We start from the raw sequence: 17,276 nt of genomic DNA, 5'->3' as shown, positions 1-17,276 counted from the left end.
TGCGGAGGTGATCGCATTGCTCGACAACCTGCTGCTGGGCGCTTCGACGGCGTTGAGCCCGGTGAACCTGCTGTGGTGCTTCGCCGGGGTGCTGCTGGGCACCGTGATCGGGTTGCTGCCCGGGCTGGGCTCCAGCACCGGGGTGGCGATCCTGATCCCGCTGACGCTGACCGTGGAGCCGGTGACCGCGCTGATCATGCTCGCCGGCATCTACTACGGCTCGCAGTACGGCGGCACGATCACCTCGGTGCTGCTGTCCACCCCGGGTGAGGCCGCCAGCGTGGTGACCACGCTGGACGGTTACCAGATGGCGCGGCAGGGCCGTGCGGGTGCGGCGCTGGCGATCGCGGCGATCGGCTCGTTCGCCGCCGCGATCGCCTCCCTGGTCCTGCTGGCCGCGGTGGCCCCACCGCTGGCGTCGGTGGCGCTGAACTTCGGTCCGCCGGAGAACCTGGCGGTGATGGTGCTGGCGCTGGTGACCATGGTGGTGCTGGCCACCGGGTCGAAGCTGCGGGCCGCGGCGATGGCCTGCGCCGGGGTGCTGCTGGCCTGCGTGGGCATCGACGCGGGCACCGGCCAGGCCCGCTACACCTTCGGCAGCGTCGAACTGCTCTCCGGCATCCCCTACATCGAGGTGGTCATCGGCCTGTTCGCCGTGGGCGAGGTGCTGCACCAGATCCGGGTCGGGGCGGCCACCCCGATCCGCGCCCGCTTCCGCGATCTGCTCATCCGCCGCCGCGACATCCGCGATTCGGCCGGGGCCATCACCCGCGGCACCGCGATCGGGTTCGGCCTGGGCGTCCTGCCCGGCGCCGGATCGACGCTGGCCTCCTTCATGGCCTACGGCCTGGAGCGGCGCGTGTCGGCCAACTCCGCGCAGTTCGGCCGCGGCGCGATCCAGGGCGTGGCGGCACCGGAGAGCGCCAACAACGCCGCCGCCAACGCAAACTTCATCCCCACCCTGACGCTGGGCATCCCGGGCGGGGCGACCACCGCGGTGCTGCTGGGTGCGCTGACCGTCTACGGCATCCAGCCCGGGCCGCTGCTGTTCGACGAGCAACCCGAGCTGGTGTGGGGGCTGCTGGTGTCGTTCTTCATCGGCAACGTGATCCTGCTGGTGCTCAACCTGCCGCTGGCCCCGGTGTTCGCGCAGCTGCTGCGCATCCCCTACGGCTACCTGTACCCGCTGATCCTGTTCACCAGCTTCGTGGGCGCCTACGCCATCGACAACAACCTCTTCAGCGTCTGGCTGGTGCTGATCTTCGGTGTCATCGGCTTCGGCATGAAGCGCTTCGAGCTGCCGATGGCGCCGCTGGTGGTCGGCGTGGTCATCGGCGCGCTGTTCGAGAAGGCGCTGGTGCAGTCCTCGGCACTGCTGGACGGCAACCTGTGGCTGCTGGCGACCGAACCCATCGCGGTGAGCATCCTGGCCGCCGCCCTGCTGCTGATCACCGGCCCCGCTCTGGTGCGGCGCCTGCGCAACCGCTCCACGTCCCCGGAGGAGAACCATGTCTGAGGAGCTGCTCACCACCCGCGACGGTGCCGTGCTGCAGGTGGTGTTCAACCGGCCCGCGCAGCGCAACGCCATGACCTGGCAGATGTACGACGGGCTGGTGGCGGCCTGCCGCACCGCCGAGGACGATCCCGGCATCCGGGTGCTGGTGCTGCGCGGTGCCGGGCAGGAGGCGTTCGTGGCCGGCACCGACATCGCCCAGTTCACCGAGTTCCGCGACGGCTCCGACGGCGTGGCCTACGAGCGGCGCATGGAGGCGGTGCTCGACGTGCTGGAGTCGGTGCGGGTGCCCACGATCGCGGCGATCTCGGGCTACTGCGTGGGTGCGGGCATCGCGCTGGCCGCGGTGTGCGATCTGCGGGTGTCGACCACGACCGGCCGGTTCGGGGTGCCGGTGGCGCGCACCCTGGGCAACTGCCTGTCGATGAACACCTACTCCCTGCTGGTGTTCCACCTCGGCCCGGCGCGTGCCAAGGACATGCTGCTGCGCGCCCGGTTGTTCGACGCCGCCGAGGCGCACGCGGCCGGTTTCCTCACCGAGCTCTGCCGGCCGGAGGAACTGGACGCGGTGGTGGCCGGGATCGCCGAGCGGCTGGCCGGGCACGCGCCGCTGACGATGTGGGCGGCCAAGGAAGCGGTGCGCCGGCTGCGCCTGGCAGCGCTGCCCGACGGGGAGGACCTGGTGCGCACCGTCTTCGGCAGCCAGGACTTCCAGCACGGCGTGCGGGCGTTCCTGGACAAGACCCCGCACCGCTGGCAGGGCCGCTGAGCGCCGGGGATCGGCTAGGGTGGCGACATGCTTTGACGCACCCGAGCCCCACCTCCGCTCCTTCGCCACCCGCACGTGCTTGCCCTTGGTGACGAAGGAGTTCTTGCGTGACTGGTACCGCTGTGGTGGTCCCCGCCGAGTACGCGGCCACCCACCACCAGATCTTCGGTGACGGCCCCTGGCTGACCGACTTGCCCGCACTGGCCGAGCAGCGGCTGGCAGCGTGGAACCTGCGCCTGGACGGCCAATCCCGCCACGGGATGGTGGCGCTGGTGCTGCCGGTGCTGCGCGACGACGGCACCCCGGCGGTGCTGAAGTTGCAGCCCGTCACCCCCGACACCGCCGGTGAGCCGCTGGGCCTGCGGGCCTGGGACGGCCGCGGCGCGGTGCGGATCCTCGAACACGACCCGGACTCGGGCAGCATGCTGCTGGAACGCCTGGGCCCGGCACTGTCGGGTGTGGACGATGACGATGCCGCGGTGGGCGTCATCGCCGGGCTGCTCGCCCGGCTGCACGCCGTCCCGGCACCTGCTGGAGTGCGCGAGCTGGGCGATATCGCCTCGGCGATGGTGCGCGAGACCCCGCGGGCGTGCGCGCAGCTGGAGGACGGCGAGGCGGCGCTGTTGCGGCGCTGCGCCGATGTCGTCACCGATCTGCTGGCCGAGCCCGGTGACCGGCTGCTGCACTGGGACCTGCACTACGACAACGTCCTGGCCGGTGAGCGCGAACCGTGGCTGGCCATCGACCCGCAGCCGCTGATCGGCGACCCGGGCTTCGACCTGCTGCCCGCCCTGGACAACCGCTGGGAGCAGATGGTGGCCACCGGTGACCTGCCGACCGCGCTGCGCCGCCGCTTGGCGATCCTCACCGACGTGCTGGGCCTGGACCGGCGCCGGGCGGTGGGCTGGTCGCTGGGGCGGGTGCTGCAGAACTGCCTGTGGGACGTCGAGGACGGTGAGACCCGCCTCAACCCGGTGCAGACCACCATCGCCGAAGTCCTGCTGCCGCTGGGGCCGTGAGCCGGCACGACTGCGGCGGTAGTCGCCTGGGTGCCGGTCATCGACTCGACCGGCCCCGGCTCGGCGCGGAGGCAATCGCCGGGGCCGCCCGCGACCATTTACATAAACTATGAATATAAAAGTGCTATGCTCCGGGTATGTCTCGTCAAGACACCGATCCTGGCGCGCCCGCCGCTATCGGGGCAGCCCTCTACGGCCTGGCCACCAGGGCCGCGAGACGCCTGCCCCGGGACATGAGCCTGACCTCCGCCGCCACCCTGGCTACCCTGGACCGGACCGGCCCGCGGCGCATCACCGATCTGGCCGCGGTCGAGGGCGTCACCCAGCCCGCGATGACCGCCCTGGTCCGGGTGATGGAGGAATCCGGCCTGGTCGAGCGGCGGGGCGACGCCTCCGACAAGCGGGTCACGCTGGTGTGCCTGACCGAAGCCGGTGCCTCCTACGTCCGGACGCGGCGCCAGGCGGGCGTCGACGCCTTCGAGCGGTTGATCGGCAAGCTCACCGGCGACGAGGTCGAGGCGCTGGTGGCGGCCCTTCCCGCGCTGAAGCACCTGGCGGAGCTGGAAAGCCAGGACCGCGAAGGGCCGCAGCAGTGACCGGGCAGCCGGCCGGCGGGGTCGCGTGACGGCGTTCCCGGTGGCGCGTTCCGAGGCGCGGCTGCTGGTCCCCGCCCTGATGTTCATCGCGCTGGTCGTGGCGGCGGTCGCCAGCCTCGGGGCACCGCTCATCACCAGCGTGGCGACCACGTTCCACGTCTCGCTCGGCAGCGCGCAGTGGACGCTGACCGTCGCGCTGCTCAGCGGCGCCGTCGCCACGCCGGTCCTGGGCCGGCTCGGCGCCGGCCCGCACCGGCGGGCCGCGATTCTCGCCACGCTGGCGGTCGTCGTCGCCGGCAGCGCGCTCACCGTGCTGCCGCTGCCGTTCGCGTGGCTGCTGGCAGGCAGGGCGGCCCAGGGCGTCGGGCTCGGGCTGACGGCGCTGATGATGGGCGTGGCTCGCGACCACCTCCCCGAGGCGCGCAGTGCGGCCGTGATCTCCCTGATCTCGGTGGTCTCGATCATCGGGGCCGGCGTCGGCTACCCGCTGGCCGCACTGCTCGCCGAGCTGGGCGGGGTGCGGGCCGCCTACGGCCTCGGCCTGGTCGTCACCGCCGCTGCCCTCCTGACCGCGTGGCGGTCCATGCCCGAAGCCCCCGGAGGCCGCTCCGCCCACGTGGACGTGGCAGGCGCGGTCGTCCTGGCCGCTGCGCTGCTCCTGGTGCTGTTCCTCGCAGGCGAACGGAACCTGTGGAGCCGACACCTCGCCGTGGCGGCGGGTCTCGCCGTCGTCGCGGTGGTGCTGCTCTGCGTCTGGGTCGTCGTCGAGTTGCGCAGCAAGACGCCCCTGGTCGATGTGCGGGCGGTGCGGCACCCGGCGGTCGCCGGGGCGAACCTCGCCATGTTCGTCGGCGGGATCGGCACCTACCTCCTGCTCACGCTCATCACCCGGTATGCGCAGACGCCGCACGGCGCGGGCTACGGCTTCGGGCTGACGACCTTCGTCGCCGGGCTGGTCCTCGTCCCGTTCTCCGCGCTGGGGTTCGTCGCCGGCAAGCTCACGCCGCGGGTCCGGACGAGGATCGCCGACCCCCTGCTCCTGGCCGGCAGCGCCGTCGTCGTCGGCGGCGGATTCGTCCTCTTCGCGGCAGCCCGGTCGCACGTGGCCGAATTGTTCGCGGCGATGGGCGTGCTGGGCTTCGGCGTCGGCGGCTTCTCGGCCGCCATGCCCGGCGTCATCCTGGCCGTCACCGCCCAGAGCGAGACGTCGAGCGCCATGAGCTTCAACTACGTCGTCCGAAGCGTCGGGTATTCCCTGGGCAGCGCGATCGGCGGCCTGATCCTCGCCGCGGGCACCGGCCCCGGGCAGCTCTTCCCCGACGACAGCGCCTACACCACCGCGGCGCTGGTCGGCATCGGCGCCATGACGATCACGACGCTGACCAGCCTCGCTCTCGCCCGGCGCTCGTCCGAGACCAACCCGTGAGTCAGATGCACTCATCCCAACACTGGAGGTTCCATGCCCAAGGGCTACTGGGTCAGCGTCTACCCCACCATCACCGACCCCGAGGGGCTTGATGTCTACAACGAACTGGCCGGCCGGGCCGTCAAGGCCGCGGGCGGGCGGCTGCTCGCCGGCATCGGCAGCCGGGTCGTCGCACACGAAGCCGGAATCGCCGAACGCGTTGTCCTGATCGAGTTCGACAGCTTCGAACAGGCGGTCGCCGCGTACGAGAGCGCGGCCTACCAGCAGGCGCTGGCCGAACTCCCCGACGGCTTCGAGCGCGACTTCCGCATCGTCGAAGGCATCGACTGACGAGGTCCAGTCGGATCCTCACCGAAGGACTCTGCCGGGAATCTCAAGGCCGGCACCGCGCCCAGGAGCACCGGTTCGCGGTTCGACGACCGAGTCCTGAGTGGACAAGGGCGCCGCCGCGCGGAACTCCGGTTCGGGCAGCGCGGTTGCGGGCAGCGGCTGACGACGGCGGTGGGATGCTGTGCGGATGCGGCAGATCACGGTGCTCGGCGGTTGTGGTGCTTTCCCGGAGCCGGGGCGCGCGTGCAGCGGTTTCGCGGTGGACTGGGAGGGCCACCGCCTGGTGCTCGACCTCGGTTACGGCACGCTGCCGCGCCTGCTGGCCCACTGGCCCGACGCTGCCGTGGACGCCGTCGTCATCACCCACGAGCACCCCGACCACTGCATCGACCTGCACGGGCTGTTCCGGATGCGGTTCTACGGTGACCCGGGCGGGCCACGGCTGCCGTTGTACTGCCCGCCCGGGGTGCTGGACCGGCTCAGCGGCCTGGAGCCCGACGTTGATCTGCGCACGGTCTTCCAGGTCCATCCGCTGCCCGGCTCCTACCGGGTGGGGCCGTTCGACCTGACCGGGCTGCGACTTCCCCACCACGTGCCCAACGCGGGCATCCGCCTGCACGCCGACGGGGTTGTCCTGGCCTACACCGGAGACACCGGTCCGGACCCGCTGCTGGCCGAGCTCGGCCGTGACGCCGACCTGTTCATCGTCGAGGCCACCGGCCGCCCCGGCGAGACGCGGCAGAGCAGGCGCAACCTGATGACCTCCCACGAGGCCGGGCACTGGGCGCGGCGCGCGGGTGCCCGCAGGCTGATGCTCACCCACTTCTGGCCGGGCACCGACCGGGTGACCGCGACGGCCGCCGCGCGCGCGGAGTTCAGCGGTGAGGTGCTCGCCGCCGAGGAGGGTCTCGTGGTCGCGCTCGGATCCGGTCGAGCTGCCAGCTGCGGCGGGCCGGGCGGTGGCGGGTTTCCCGGACGATGAGCCGAGTGCCGGTCGTGCGGCGGTAGCCGCAGGCCCCTCGGCCCGGCTCTGGGCGGTCACACCCGGCGGGGTCGGCTCGTCTCCCTGGTGAGGACGCACGACGGGCGGACGTGCGGTGTGGATTCCCTGGTGGCGAGCCACCATGGGCCCTGCGTGTGCACGGTTGTGCGTTCGGATCGCCCCTGCCCGGTAAGGACCTGTCATGCAAGCCATCACTGTGCGAGACCGTGACGCGGGTGTCGCCGGCCTGTCCCTGGCGGACATGCCCTACCCCCATGCGGCCGAGAACGACGTCATCGTGCGGGTGCACGCCGCGGGCTTCACTCCCGGGGAGCTGGAGTGGCCCGGGACCTGGACCGACCGCGCCGGCCGGGACCGGACGCCGAGCGTGCCCGGGCACGAGTTCTCCGGTGTCGTCGCCGAGCTCGGGTTCGGCACCACCGGCCTGAGCGTCGGCCAGCGCGTGTTCGGACTGACCGACTGGACTCGCAACGGCACCCTCGCCGAGTACACCGCGGTGGAGGCCCGCAATCTCGCACCGCTGCCGGCCGACGTCGACCACGCGGTGGCCGCCGCGCTGCCGATCTCCGGGCTCACCGCCTGGCAGGGCCTGTTCGACCACGGCCGCCTCACCACCGGCCAGACCGTTCTGATCCACGGTGCGGCGGGCGGCGTCGGGTCGATCGCGGTGCAACTGGCCCGCGAAGCCGGTGCTCGTGTCATCGGCACCGGCCGTGGATCCGACCGGAACCAGGCGCTCGCGCTCGGTGTCGACAGCTTCCTCGATCTGCAGACCGCGGACCTGGCCGAGGCCGGGCAGGTCGACGTCGTGCTCGACGTGATCGGCGGGGAGGTCCTCGACCGTTCGGCCGCCCTGGTGCGTCCCGGCGGCACGCTCGTGACCATCGCCGAGCCGCCCGAGGTCCGGCCGGTGGACGGGCGGGCCGTCTTCTTCGTCGTCGAACCCGACCGGGCCCGGCTGGCCGACCTCGCCACGCGGTTGCGCGACGGCCGGCTCAAGCCCGCCATCGGCGCCGTGCGACCGCTGGCCGAAGCGCCGGCCGCGTTCGGCCCCGGCAAGCGCACCCGGGGCAAGACGATCATCCGCGTCACCGAAGACTGAACAGGACACCCCTCATGAGTGGAATCCGCATCGCAGCAGGTCTACTGGTCCTCACCGCGCTGACCGGGGCCTGCGCCGCCCCGGACCAGTCCACCGGGGTCCCGGTGACCACCGCACCACCCGCCGAGACCCTGACGCCCTTGCTCCAGCAGGCCCTGCCGAATGCGCAGGGCAAGACGTTCACCTCGTCGATCGTCGACTTCCCGCCCGGGGCTCGCGCAACCCCGCACCGGCACGGCGAGGCCTTCGTCTACGCCTACGTCCTGGAAGGCACCGTGCGCAGCCGGCTCAACGACCAGCCCACGAGCACCTACCACCAGGGCCAGAACTGGGTCGAGCAGCCGGGTGCCCACCACGTCCTCACGGAGAACGCCAGCACGACCGACCGGGCCAGGCTCCTGGTCGTCTTCGTCTCCAACACCGGCGACGCCCTCAAGGTCGACGACCCCCACCCGTGACCGGGCGGCCAGGGGGGAGCCGGAGGAGGAATCCGCACCCACACTGCGAAGCGCGCCCGCGTGCTGGGCGTCGGGGAACGGCTCGGCCTGTCCGCATGAGGCGAGAACGCCGCCGCACCAACGGATTCAGGTCTGCGTCGAGTCATCTCCGCCCCGGCCGGCGCTGCGGAGGCCTGACAGCGAGGAGGCGATCTCGCGGAACAGCTCCGCGGTGTCGCGGCTGCTCGCGGTCGGCGGGAGGGCATCAGCGAGGGTGAGGGTGGCGAATCCGTGGGCCAGCGACCAGGCGGCCAGGGCGAGGCGCTCGGCAGCGGCCTCGTCCTGGCCGCCCGGCAGTCCGGCGCGCAGTGCTCGTGCCGTGCCGGCTCTGGCCGCGAGCAGGTCCGGATCGTCGGGGTGGCACAGCTCCCGGCGCTGCATCACTTCGAAGTGCACGGGGTGGCGCACCGCGAAACCGACGTAGCGCACGCCCATCTCGCGCAGGTCGGGGGCAGCGGCCAGCAGCTGTTCGGTGAGCAGCCGCTGGCCTTCGGCGGCCAGGGCGGTGAACAGGCCCGCCTTGTCGCCGAAGTGGTGCCGCGGTGCGGCGTGGGAGACCTCGGCGCGGCGCGCCAGGTCGCGCAGGCTCAGCTGCGCCGCGCCGCGTTCGCCGATCATCTCCACGGCGGTGGACAGCAGCACCGCGCGCAGGTCGCCGTGGTGGTAGGGGCGGTTCACGAACCCAATCTTGCCATTGACAAGTCCACACGCCGACCTCAATCTTGTCAGTGACAAGATTGGGGGTGTGCGATGACCGGGGAGATCGCTGTCGCACGGCGGATGTGGTGGCTGCTGGAACCGATCCACGCGGTGCTCTACTACGCGCCCGCGGCCTTCGAGCACGCCGGAGGGCTCGGCTACGCAGTCCGGGAGCGGTGGCCGAGCTACTTCGCCTGGCGCGCCGCACCACTGGGTGCCGTTGATGCCGAGACGGTGGCAGAGGCCTTCTACAGCTTCAGCCCGCGCATGGTCGCCGAGCACGTCCCGGCCGCCTGGCAGATCGCGGCACCGCAGCAGGTCCTGTCCGCGCGGCTGGCCGCGATCGAGGACTTCTACCGGTCGATGCCCGGTGTCGCGGCGCTGGCCGAGGCCGCTGGTCTCGCGCGCCGGGCCGCGGAGTCCGCCCGGACGCGCGGTCGGGCGCTTGCGGCGGCCAACGCCGCGCAGCCCTGGCCCGATGAGCCGGTGCTCGTGCTGTGGCAGGCCGCGACGATCCTGCGGGAGCACCGCGGCGACGGCCACCTCACGGCGTTGCGCGAGCACGGCCTGGATCCGGTGGAGTCCCTGGTGTCCTTCGCCTCCGTGCAGGCCGCACCGCCCGAGGTCTTCGCGAGCCGGGGCTGGAGCGAGCAGCAGTGGGCCGCCGCGCGCGAACGCTTGCTCACCCGCGGTCTGCTGGAGGAATCGGGACGGGCCACCGGGCGGGGCCGCGAGGTCCGCGACGCCGTCGAGCGCCGCACCGACGAACTCGCCGCCGAGCCCTGGCGCGCGCTGGGGGAAGGAACCGGCGCGCTCGCACAGCTGGCCCGGCCGGCTCTGGAGTGGGCGGTGGGCTCCGGGGTGCTGCCGGTCCGCAGCACCCTCGGCATCGGGATGCGCTTCAGCGCGGCGTGATCAGCCCCAGGTGAGGAAGCGGTAGTGCAGTCCGGTGGAGGACTGCTGCCAGGGCCCGACCGAGTCCGGTTCGCGGTCGACCTCCGGGGCGTAGGTGTCGCCTTCGAAGCGCTCGCGGATCTCGGTGACCACGATGCGGTCGGCGATGGGCAGGGCCGCCCGGTAGACCGCCGCACCGCCCATCACCCACACGTCGCCGCTGGCCGCCGCCAGCGCCCGGGAGAGGTCGGTGAAGGTCTCCGCGCCGTCCTGCGGGGTGCGGGAGAGCACGAGGTTGCGCCTGCCCGGCAGCGGCCGGAACCGCGGCGGCAGCGATTCCCACGTGCGGCGGCCCATGAGCACCGTCGCCCCGGAGGTCACCGACCGGAAGTGCTTGAGGTCTTCGGGCAGGTGCCAGGGCATCGTGCCGTCGCGGCCGATGACCCCGTCGGCCGACTGCGCCCAGACGAGGCCGATCACACCGCCACCGGTGCCTTGATGCCGGGGTGCGGGTCGTAGCCCTCGATGGTGATGTGCTCGTAGGTGTAGTCGAACAGGCTCGGCGCCCGCTCGAGGCTCAGCACCGGGAACGGCCGCGCCTCGCGCGCCAGCTGGGTGCGGACCTGCTGCTCGTGGTTGTCGTAGATGTGGCAGTCGCCGCCGGTCCAGATGAAGTCGCCGACGCCCAGGCCCACCTGCTCGGCGATCATGTGCGTCAGCAGCGCGTAGCTGGCGATGTTGAACGGCACGCCGAGGAACAGATCGGCGCTGCGCTGGTAGAGCTGGCAGGACAGCTCGCCGTTTGCGACGTAGAACTGGAAGAACGCGTGGCACGGCGGCAGCGCCATGCGCGGGATGTCGGCGACGTTCCAGGCCGAGACGATGATCCGCCGGGAGTCGGGGTTCTCGCGCAGCGTGCGCAGCACCTGCTCGATCTGGTCGACGTGCCCGCCGTCAGGAGTCGGCCAGGAGCGCCACTGCGCGCCGTAGACCGGGCCCAGGTCACCGTCGGGCGCGGCCCACTCGTCCCAGATCGTCACCCCGTTGTCCTGCAGCCACTTGACGTTGGAGTCACCGCGCAGGAACCACAGCAGCTCGTAGGCCACCGAGCGGAAGTGGACCTTCTTGGTGGTGATCAGCGGGAAGCCGTCGGCCAGCCGGTAACGCAGCTGGTGGCCGAAGATCGACCGGGTGCCGGTGCCGGTGCGGTCGTCCTTGCGGGTTCCCGTGTCGAGCACGTGGCGGAGGAGGTCTTCGTACTGCGTGTCCGGCATGCCCACGAGCCTAGACGAGCGCGCCTGACCGCCCGGAGGGCCGTGGGTGGCCGGGGTTGTGCTGGTCACGCGGTTGCTCCGACCGACTCAACCATTCATGAATCATCTTCACATTCTGTGGTGGTTCCATTACCGTCGCCGTCCATGACCCTCCGGCGCTTGACCACCGCCCTGGCCGCGCTCGCCCTCACCCTGACCGCGACCACCACCGCCCACGCCGCCGACAACCCCCCTCCGCTGACCGACCTCGACGGAAATCCCCTCATCCCCCACGGCTTCAACAACGGGCACAGCTCCAAGGACTCCCCCGACGCGATGCCCTGGACCACCCCCGCCGACATCGCCGCCGAAGCCGACAAGATCGGCTCCAACTCGGTGCGCCTGCTCATCTACTGGTCCAAAGTGGAACCCGAACCCGGCCGCTACGACGAGGCCTACCTCGACCAGGTCACCGAACTCGTCGGCGCCTACGACCGCGCCGACATGCACGTCGTGCTCGACATGCACCAGGACATCTGGGGACCGGCGGTCACCGGCACCGGCCGCAACGGCGGCGCCCCCGCCTGGGCCTCCCACTTCGACGGCCTGCCCGCCAGCCTCCAGGACCCCTGGCCGCTGACCTACCTGCAGCCCGGCGTCATGCGCGCCTTCGACCACTTCTGGGGCACCACCGGAAAGCACCCCGAGCTCGCCGAGCACTTCACCGCCGCCTGGGCCCACGTCGCCCAGCGCTTCGCCGACGACGACCGTGTGCTGGGCTACGACCTGTTCAACGAACCGTGGGGCGGCAGCGTCCCGTGGCCGTTCTTCGAGAAGGACCTCCTCGGCCCGCTCTACCAGCGCACCATCGACGCCATCCGCGAGGTCGACCCGGACCACTGGATCTTCGTCGAACCCCAGGCCTTCGGCGTCAACCAGGCGCTCATCGCCTCCTCGCTGCCCGAGCTCACCGACCCGCGCCCCGGACGACCCCGCCTGGCCTACGCCCCGCACCTGTACCCGCTGCTGCTGGACTCCGGCCAGGCCTACACCGGCGTGACCCGGGCCATCACCCAGGAGACCATGCGCAAGTGGTTCGCCGACAACACCGCCACCGCACGCCGGCTGGGCATGCCGATGGTCATCGGCGAATTCGGCCTCGACGCCACCCGCGAAGGCTCGCTGGACTACGTCGACGACGTGCTCGCCATGGCCGAACAGGCCGGAGTCGGCTGGTGGTACTGGTCCAACGACCCCGGCGGCTGGGGCCCCTACAACCCCGACGGCAGCTGGGCGCCGCTGGCCGACCACCTGGCCGCGGGAACCCGCTGCGCGCTCAGCTGCGCGCCTCGCTGACCGCCTCGGCGGCGCTGTCGCGGCAGATGAACCGCTCCTGCAGACCGGTGATCACCAGCAACCGCAGCACCACCTCACCGGTGACCACCAGCAGTCCCACGCCGCGGTGCTCGGCACGCCGCTGCACGTGCAGCAGCAGCTCCACCGCGGCGCTGCTGGCGAAGGTCACCGCCGAGAGGTCCAGCACCACCGTCTGCAGCGCCGCCGCGGTCAACCGCTGCCGGAGCAGCTCCGCCAACCTGGGCACCGTGGCCACGTCGACCTCGCCACCGATGCGCACCACCACGATGCCCGGCGCGGGCCACTCCACCGCCAGCCGCAGCGCCGCCGCGCAACCGTGCCCGAGCGGCGGATCGCTGGGCGCCCGCGGCGCGACGATCGCGGGACCGCCGGTCCAGGCGACCTGACGCATACCGGATCTGGAGACGATCACGCTACCTCCCCCTGAATTCGCGTATCGACGGTCCGACTTCGGCCACGGGCCCAGAACTCGTCGCTGCGCTTCACGCAAGAGGTGCGCCGTGGCGGCTGCTCAACCGCAACCCCCACCGTAAGAGCCACCGGCCAGCCCAACAAGGCTCACCACGTTCGTGTGACAACGGGGGTCGGAGTCACCACCACCAGCGACGCACAACCCCCACTCAAGGACACTCACACCCCGGACGCGGCACCGCCGCCGACTGCGCAGCGTGACCGGCTCAGCCCAGCACGCTGTGCCGCTGAACGGGCTCGGAGACCACCTCGACCGGCTCGCTCGGCGCGGCGTGCCGCCCGCCCGAGACCGGCTCCCACAGCGTGGAGACCGTCAACGACAGCTCCCCGTCGACCACGTCCACCGACACCTGATCGCCCGCCGACACCGAAGCGCCCAGCACCATCGACGCCAGCCGGTTGTCCAGCTCGCGCGCGATCACCCGCCGCAGCGGCCGCGCCCCGAACTCCGGCTGGTACCCGCGCTCCACCAGCCAGTCCAGCCCGGCGTCGGAGACCACCAGCCGCACCCCCTTGGCCGCGAGCTGCTCGGCGGTGCGCTCCAGCAGCAGCGAGGCGATGCGCCGCAGCTGCGCGCTGCCCAGCGCCCGGAACACCACCACGTCGTCGATGCGGTTGATGAACTCCGGGCGGAAGAACGTCCGCAGCTCCTCCAGCACCACAAGCGCCGACTCCGAGGCATCCGCCCCGGCGTCGATGATCCGGTCCGCGCCGATGTTGGAGGTCATGATCACCACGACGTTGCGGAAGTCCACCAGGCGGCCCTGCGAATCGGTCAGCCGGCCAGCGTCGAGCACCTGCAGCAGCGTGTTGAACACATCGGGGTGCGCCTTCTCCACCTCGTCGAGCAGCACCACCGAGTAGGGCTGGCGCCGCACCCGGTCGGTCAGCTGCCCGGCCTCGCCGTAACCGACGTATCCCGGCGGCGCGCCCACCAGCCGCGAAACCGTGTGCTTCTCCTGGAACTCCCCCATGTCCAGCCGCAGCAACCGCTGCACGTCGCCGAACAGCGCCTGCGCCAGCGCCCGCGCCAGCTCCGTCTTGCCCACGCCGGTGGGCCCCAGGAACAGGAAGCTGCCGATCGGCCGGTCCGGGTCGGCCAGCCCGGCCCGCGCCCGGCGCACCGCCTCGGCCACCGAGGCCACCGCCGCGTCCTGGCCGACCACCCGCGAGCGCAGCTGCTCCTCCAGCCCCAGCAGCCGTTCCACGTCGGCGGCGCTGACGTCGGACACCGGGATGCCGGTGCGCGAGGCCACCACGTCGGCCACGTCGTCGGCCACCACCGTCGGCTCGAACACCGCCGACTCCCGCACCTCGCCGCCGCGCCGCAACCGCACCCGCGAGCACGCCTGGTCCAGCAGGTCCACCGCCTTGTCCGGCAGGAACCGGTCGGCGATGTAGCGCTGCGAGAGCTCCGCGGCCGCCGACAGCGCCGAGGCGTCGATGCGCACCCGGTGGTGCCGCTGGTAGCGCTCCCGCAGCCCTTCCAGCACCACGATCGTGTCGGCCACCGACGGCTCGTCGACCATGATCGGCGCGAACCGGCGCTCCAGCGCCGGGTCCTTCTCCACGTGCTTGCGGTACTCCTCGACGGTGGTGGCCCCGATCAGCCGCAGCTCACCGCGCGCCAGCGCCGGTTTGAGCATGGTGCCGGCGTCCATCGAGCCCTCACCGGCACCGGCGCCGACGATGCTGTGCAGCTCGTCGATGAACACCAGCACGCTGTCGCGGTTGGCGCGGATCTCGGCCATCACGTCCCGGAACCGCTGCTCGAACTCACCGCGGTACTTCGCCCCGGCCACCATCCCGGCCAGATCCAGCGAGATCACCCGCACGTCGGCCAGCGACCACGGCACCGCTCCCTCGACGATCCGCCGGGCCAGGCCCTCCACGATCGCCGTCTTGCCCACCCCCGGATCACCCACGAACACCGGGTTGTTCTTCGACCGGCGACCCAGCACCTCGATCGCCTGCTCGATCTCGGTGTCGCGGCCCACCACCGGATCCAGCCGGCCGGCCCGGGCCAGCTCGGTGAGGTCCAACCCGAACTCGTCCAGCCGCGGCGTCACGCTCAGCACCGACCCAGCCCCACCCCGATCACCCAACTCGATCGCCCGCGCCAACGCCCGGCCCGCCACCGAATCCGCGTCCGCGGCCAGCCCCAGCACCACGTGCCGCGCCCCGACCACATCAGCGCCCTCGCCCAGCGCCTGCTGGTATGCGCCCAGCAGCGCACGCCGCGCCGCCGGCGACAGCACCGGCCGACCGGCGCCCGACAACTCCTGCCCGCCCACCGCCGAGCGCACCGCGGCGGCCAGGTCCTCCACCCGGACTCCGGAGGACACCAGCAGCTCAGCGGTCGCCGGGACCTGCGTCACCGCCCACAGCAGGTGCGCGCTGTCCAGCTCGCGGCTGCCCCAGTCCACAGTGGCCCGGACCGCCTTCGACACCACCTCGTGCGCCTGCTCGTCGAGCAACGAGCCCAACGTGAACGAGCCCTCCGCGGCCGTCGCCCCGGCCGACCCGGCGAACACCTCGCTGAACAGCGAATCGAAGGCGGCAGAGGAATCTCCGACACTGCCGCGAACCACAGGGGCCACCTCCACACCCACACGCACCAGCCCCGCCCGCGCACCCCCGGCACCGGAGGGCGGCGGACCAGCACAACCCGATCACCGCAGCCGCGATGCAAGCACCAACATACTGAGCAGCCCGGCCACGCCGAGCACGACCACCCCGCTGCGCCGCGCCGGCGCGGGAGGGCTCAGCTCGCCCGCTTCTGCGCCTGCTCGATCGCCTCGGCCAACCGGGTCAGCTCCTTGCCGATGTGCGAGAGCCGTTCGGCCATCACGCTCGCGTGCCCCGAGAGCGGGCCGACGTGCCCGGCCGCCCGCAACCACTCGGTCACCCCGCCCACCCCGGCGGACATGCCTTCCACGGTCAGCGAGAACCCGCGCATGACCTTCTCGATCTCCGGCACGTTGTGCGGTACCGAGGGATCCCGCAGCCGCTCGCCCAGCGCCACCGTCGCCTCGCCCACCTGCCAGGCGACCTCGGCCGAGTAACCCTGCTCGCCGGATTCCTCACCCCGTCTCGTACCCGACCGCCGAGGTGGTGTGTGCCTGCCCGCCTGCGATGGCGTGCTCTCGGAATGTCCAGCGGAAGTCATAGCGACCCAATCAACCCGAAACCGATGCCCAACTCCACCCCGACGCGCCCGAAGCCCCCCGACCGGTGGCCGCTGACCACCCGATCCCCAAGGCCTCCGCGACGCAGGAGCAGGTGCAGCTGAGGTTATCGCGTCCGGGCCGGGGTTGGTGCGACCTGATCCGCAGGATTTGTTTCATTCCGCACTGAAGCTTGAGAAGTAATCAAATCCAGTGTTCTTCGCTGCGCACCAACCGTGCGCCGACCAGCGCAAGATCGTTCCGGGCCCTCCCGGGCCCGCTCGCGGCGCTGCCTCGGGGGCGTTCCTCCCGGGCGTCCTCCGGCGAGTCGGGCGTCGCGGCGACAGCGGTCGACCACGGCATCGGGCCCCTCCCCTGCGCTGGTCGCGGCGAGGCCTCGCGGAGTAAGTGATTTCACCCCGCACTGAACCAATAGATGAAAGTGATTCAAGTTGGCGGGGCTTCGCGACGACCGGCGCGGGAATCAGCCGAACTCGGCGAGGATGTCGTGGATCTCCTGGTCGGTGGTGGCCCGGAAATCGCGGTACCACTGCCCCACCGCGGCGAAGCCGACCGGCTGCAGCACGCACAGCACCACGTCGGCCTCCTCGCGCAGCACGGCCACCGCATCCGGCGAGCCCACCGGCACCGCGAGCACGATGCTGCGCGGCCCGGACTCGCGCAGCATCCGCACCGCGGCCCGCGCGGTGGCACCGGTGGCCAGGCCGTCGTCGACGAGCACCACGTCGCGGCCCGCCAGCGACAGCCGCTCACCGCGCTGGAACAGCTGCTCGCGGCGCCGGGCTTCGGCGCGTTCGCGCTCGCAGGCGTCCTGCAGCGTGCGTTCGTCGAGGTGGAAGGAGCGCACCAGGTGCCGGTCGTAGCTTGCCGGGCCCTCGGCGGTGACCGCCCCGACGGCCAGTTCCGGCTGGCTCGGCGCGCCGATCTTGCGGGCCACGCACACCCGCAGCGGCGCCTCCAGCGCCCGCGCGACCTCGGCGGCCACCGGCACTCCCCCGCGGGCCAGGCCGAGCACGACGGGGTCGTTGAGGTCCAGTCCGCTCATCCGCCGGGCCAGCACCCGGCCTGCGTGCCTGCGGTCGGTGTAACCGGTGGTGGTCCGGTTCGGGACAGCCATTCCAGGCGCCTCCCGTCCGCCC

General features: G+C 72.1%; 18 protein-coding genes. 11 read left to right on the top strand and 7 right to left on the bottom strand.

The genetic code is table 11. The features are described 5' to 3' along the window. Positions 1 to 16: 16 nt before the first annotated feature. The 9 genes from C4T78_RS05905 (at position 17) to C4T78_RS05865 (ending at position 8,216) form a co-directional block, all read left to right on the top strand. Entirely contained in the window at positions 17 to 1,516 is a 1,500-nt protein-coding gene (locus tag C4T78_RS05905; RefSeq protein ID WP_093353299.1) for a tripartite tricarboxylate transporter permease, read from the top strand. Then, the gene (locus C4T78_RS05900; protein WP_093353296.1) at positions 1,509 to 2,282 is read left to right on the top strand and encodes an enoyl-CoA hydratase/isomerase family protein; all 774 of its coding nucleotides are present in this window, start codon (positions 1,509 to 1,511) and stop codon (positions 2,280 to 2,282) included. Before C4T78_RS05905 ends, C4T78_RS05900 begins: the two co-directional genes overlap by 8 nt. A 107-nt stretch (positions 2,283 to 2,389) precedes the next feature. After that, positions 2,390 to 3,301 (top strand): aminoglycoside phosphotransferase family protein, encoded by a 912-nt coding sequence (locus C4T78_RS05895; RefSeq protein WP_093353294.1) that lies wholly within the window; start codon positions 2,390 to 2,392, stop codon positions 3,299 to 3,301. A gap of 137 nt (positions 3,302 to 3,438) precedes the next feature. Further along, positions 3,439 to 3,897 carry a MarR family winged helix-turn-helix transcriptional regulator gene (locus C4T78_RS05890; RefSeq protein ID WP_235863569.1) on the top strand — a complete coding sequence of 153 codons (459 nt, stop codon included), beginning with the start codon at positions 3,439 to 3,441 and terminating at the stop codon, positions 3,895 to 3,897. 40 nt (positions 3,898 to 3,937) lie between these two features. Then, on the top strand, positions 3,938 to 5,323 hold the full coding sequence (locus tag C4T78_RS05885; protein WP_235863568.1) for an MFS transporter: 1,386 nt from the start codon (positions 3,938 to 3,940) through the stop codon (positions 5,321 to 5,323). A gap of 33 nt (positions 5,324 to 5,356) precedes the next feature. Then, positions 5,357 to 5,653 carry a DUF1330 domain-containing protein gene (locus tag C4T78_RS05880; protein WP_093353286.1) on the top strand — a complete coding sequence of 99 codons (297 nt, stop codon included), beginning with the start codon at positions 5,357 to 5,359 and terminating at the stop codon, positions 5,651 to 5,653. Positions 5,654 to 5,840: 187 nt separating this feature from the next. Then, the gene (locus C4T78_RS05875) at positions 5,841 to 6,635 is read left to right on the top strand and encodes an MBL fold metallo-hydrolase (RefSeq protein WP_093353786.1); all 795 of its coding nucleotides are present in this window, start codon (positions 5,841 to 5,843) and stop codon (positions 6,633 to 6,635) included. A gap of 202 nt (positions 6,636 to 6,837) precedes the next feature. Beyond that, entirely contained in the window at positions 6,838 to 7,758 is a 921-nt protein-coding gene (locus C4T78_RS05870; protein ID WP_093353284.1) for an NADP-dependent oxidoreductase, read from the top strand. A 14-nt stretch (positions 7,759 to 7,772) separates the two neighbouring features. Further along, positions 7,773 to 8,216: a cupin domain-containing protein gene (locus tag C4T78_RS05865; protein ID WP_093353281.1), complete on the top strand. Its 444-nt coding sequence runs from the start codon at positions 7,773 to 7,775 to the stop codon at positions 8,214 to 8,216. A gap of 126 nt (positions 8,217 to 8,342) precedes the next feature. Here C4T78_RS05865 and C4T78_RS05860 read toward each other — a convergent pair whose 3' ends face one another. Beyond that, entirely contained in the window at positions 8,343 to 8,933 is a 591-nt protein-coding gene (locus C4T78_RS05860; RefSeq protein WP_235863567.1) for a TetR/AcrR family transcriptional regulator, read from the bottom strand. A 72-nt stretch (positions 8,934 to 9,005) separates the two neighbouring features. Here C4T78_RS05860 and C4T78_RS05855 point away from each other — a divergent pair, with 72 nt between their 5' ends. Further along, on the top strand, positions 9,006 to 9,869 hold the full coding sequence (locus tag C4T78_RS05855; protein WP_093353279.1) for an SCO6745 family protein: 864 nt from the start codon (positions 9,006 to 9,008) through the stop codon (positions 9,867 to 9,869). Here the strand turns inward: C4T78_RS05855 and C4T78_RS05850 are convergent, their stop codons facing one another. After that, positions 9,870 to 10,328 carry a dihydrofolate reductase gene (locus C4T78_RS05850; protein WP_093353277.1) on the bottom strand — a complete coding sequence of 153 codons (459 nt, stop codon included), beginning with the start codon at positions 10,326 to 10,328 and terminating at the stop codon, positions 9,870 to 9,872. Next, positions 10,325 to 11,122 carry a thymidylate synthase gene (locus C4T78_RS05845; protein WP_093353275.1) on the bottom strand — a complete coding sequence of 266 codons (798 nt, stop codon included), beginning with the start codon at positions 11,120 to 11,122 and terminating at the stop codon, positions 10,325 to 10,327. Before C4T78_RS05845 ends, C4T78_RS05850 begins: the two co-directional genes overlap by 4 nt. A gap of 144 nt (positions 11,123 to 11,266) precedes the next feature. Between C4T78_RS05845 and C4T78_RS05840 the strand changes: the two genes are divergently transcribed. Continuing rightward, positions 11,267 to 12,457, top strand: a complete 1,191-nt coding sequence (locus tag C4T78_RS05840; protein ID WP_093353272.1) for a glycoside hydrolase family 5 protein — start codon at positions 11,267 to 11,269, stop codon at positions 12,455 to 12,457. Here the strand turns inward: C4T78_RS05840 and C4T78_RS05835 are convergent. The 4 genes from C4T78_RS05835 to C4T78_RS05820 form a co-directional block, all read right to left on the bottom strand. Further along, positions 12,438 to 12,890, bottom strand: coding sequence for an STAS domain-containing protein (locus C4T78_RS05835; RefSeq protein WP_093353270.1), 453 nt, complete (start codon positions 12,888 to 12,890; stop codon positions 12,438 to 12,440). The two genes, C4T78_RS05840 and C4T78_RS05835, sit on opposite strands and share 20 nt — an antisense overlap. Positions 12,891 to 13,155: 265 nt before the next feature. Continuing rightward, positions 13,156 to 15,540 (bottom strand): ATP-dependent Clp protease ATP-binding subunit, encoded by a 2,385-nt coding sequence (locus tag C4T78_RS05830; RefSeq protein WP_235863566.1) that lies wholly within the window; start codon positions 15,538 to 15,540, stop codon positions 13,156 to 13,158. Positions 15,541 to 15,713: 173 nt separating this feature from the next. After that, entirely contained in the window at positions 15,714 to 16,118 is a 405-nt protein-coding gene (locus tag C4T78_RS05825) for a hypothetical protein (RefSeq protein ID WP_093146062.1), read from the bottom strand. 482 nt (positions 16,119 to 16,600) lie between these two features. Next, on the bottom strand, positions 16,601 to 17,254 hold the full coding sequence (locus C4T78_RS05820; protein ID WP_093353265.1) for a phosphoribosyltransferase: 654 nt from the start codon (positions 17,252 to 17,254) through the stop codon (positions 16,601 to 16,603). Positions 17,255 to 17,276: the final 22 nt, after the last annotated feature.

Source organism: Saccharopolyspora kobensis (genome assembly GCF_900108315.1).
In the GTDB taxonomy this organism is placed as follows: Bacteria; Actinomycetota; Actinomycetes; order Mycobacteriales; family Pseudonocardiaceae; genus Saccharopolyspora; species Saccharopolyspora kobensis.
This window is presented reverse-complemented; position numbering and strand designations above follow the sequence as displayed.